At 47.9% G+C, this 1,864-nt stretch carries 2 protein-coding genes; both read right to left on the bottom strand.

The window, feature by feature from the left end; translation table 11 throughout:
* On the bottom strand, positions 1-787 hold a 787-nt coding region (locus E2K52_RS14250; protein ID WP_151205661.1), incomplete at its 3' end, for a UvrD-helicase domain-containing protein.
* Positions 788-806: 19 nt separating this feature from the next.
* Positions 807-1,589, bottom strand: a complete 783-nt coding sequence (gene hisIE / locus E2K52_RS14255; protein ID WP_151205662.1) for a bifunctional phosphoribosyl-AMP cyclohydrolase/phosphoribosyl-ATP diphosphatase HisIE — start codon at positions 1,587-1,589, stop codon at positions 807-809.
* Positions 1,590-1,864 lie beyond the last annotated feature (275 nt).

The raw sequence follows: 1,864 nt of genomic DNA on the forward strand, positions 1-1,864 counted from the left end.
GTTGCTGCATGGCATTGACCGCACCGCGCCAGGCATAAATCTGCTGATGCGCATCGCCAACATAAATCACCTGGGTATTACGCTGTTTTAGCAAAATACCCAGCATCAGGGGGTCGGCATCCTGTGCTTCATCAAAAAGTACATAGTCTGCTGGAATATTCGGTTCAGACAGTGCCCAGAGTTTGAGATAAATATCATGCCCGATTCCGGCCTGATGGTTCGGATCAATGGACTCCAGCCAGCGCCGTTCGACTGCCGGATAAAGTTTCTGCTGTAGCATTTCGATGTCATCTGGATGCAGCCAGCTAGGTGCCTGAATATGTCGTGGAGCAGGGTATTGTGAACTGGTGGAACAGAAATGTCCGACAGCATTGGCCACCAGACTGGCCAGACGCGAAGGCATCAGCACATATTTTTCATAACGTCCGCCCATCATGCGGCGCAAGGTCATCGGTTCTAAACGATACTCCTTGGCAATAAAGCTCGGACTTAAACGTGGCAGACGCAGCTTATCTGTGACTCCACGTGGAACACTGCGAAAAGCCAGCGAGTGGAAGGTACGGCAGTCCACACCGCGATGAAACTTATTTTGCGCTTCAGAGGCAATCGCCTTGTTAAAGGCCAGGTACATGCCACGCCGCCCCAGCATGGCATCACTGATCATTTGCAGGGTGGTGGTTTTACCTGTGCCGGCATAGGCAATTACCTTGAAGGATTTACCCAGACGTGCATTATCAATGGCAGTGGCCTGCTCATAGGTGGGTTTGGGTTTTTGCAGATCAGACACCGTATTCTTCATTCACGTTTTAATGTAGACGATTGGCTTTTTCAACCAGACCAGATAATCCCTGACGGCGCGCCAGTTCATTCAGAACCAGTTGCGGCTCAAGGTCGAAATAACCGAGCATGACAATCGTATGGAACCACAGGTCAGCCACTTCATAAATCAGGTCATTTTTATGGTCTTCATTGGCTTCAGCTTTAAAATCCTTGGCCGCCAGGACAGTTTCAACGCTTTCTTCACCCACTTTTTCCAGAATCTTGTTCAGCCCTTTATGGTACAGCTTGGCCACATAGGAGGAATCCGGATCGGCTTTTTTACGTTCTGCCATCATTGCACCGAGGTAAGAGAGGACTTCTACCTGTTCAGACTGAGCGGTGGACGCATTCATGGCGAGGGTATGCGGGTTGGTGGTTTTTTGCCCATAAATTGCATTTGGATCTTTTAACTGGGCATCCACGGTTTCCCAGCCATTTTGAGTCAGTTTACGATAAAAACAAGACTCACGGCCGGTATGGCAGGCAATGCCGCCATGCTGCTCAATTTGCAGAATGATCACATCTGCATCGCAGTCGAGGCGGATTTCATGGATAGTCTGAAAATGTCCGGACTCTTCCCCCTTATGCCATAACTTGTTACGTGAACGGGAAAAATATACAGCCTGATTCTTCTCGGCAGTCAAAGCCAGCGCTTCACGGTTCATCCAGGCCACCATCAGGACACGCCCGCTCTGGTGATGCTGGGCAATGGCAGGGATCAGACCTTGTTCGTTAAATTTTACTTCATCGAGCCATTGCATGTTATTCATAAGGGGTTCCATTACTTGAATCTGAATATAAGAATATGGATTAAAAATATCCGTCCATAGTGTACGTGATCTCGTCGCATTTGCGGCAAAAATCTGTAGCTGAAAAGACAGCAGGTGTCGTGGTGCATTGAGATCATATTTTTCTATGCTTAGATTAGCATTTGAAGTGCAACACCATGTTGTTGCCATAATACCTGACTCGGACTTTTAAAGCCGAGTCTTTTTCTTGGACGATGATTCAAGCGTTGAGTAATTTCTGCAATATATGCATCCGT

Origin of the sequence: Acinetobacter sp. RF14B, from assembly GCF_006864105.1 — a bacterium.
Lineage (GTDB): Bacteria > Pseudomonadota > Gammaproteobacteria > Pseudomonadales > Moraxellaceae > Acinetobacter > Acinetobacter lwoffii_C.

Coding starts and splice junctions, on each gene's coding strand:
- hisIE (WP_151205662.1), bottom strand. CDS start 1,589: ATGAATAACATGCAATGGCTCGATGAAGTAAAATTTAACGAACAAGGT.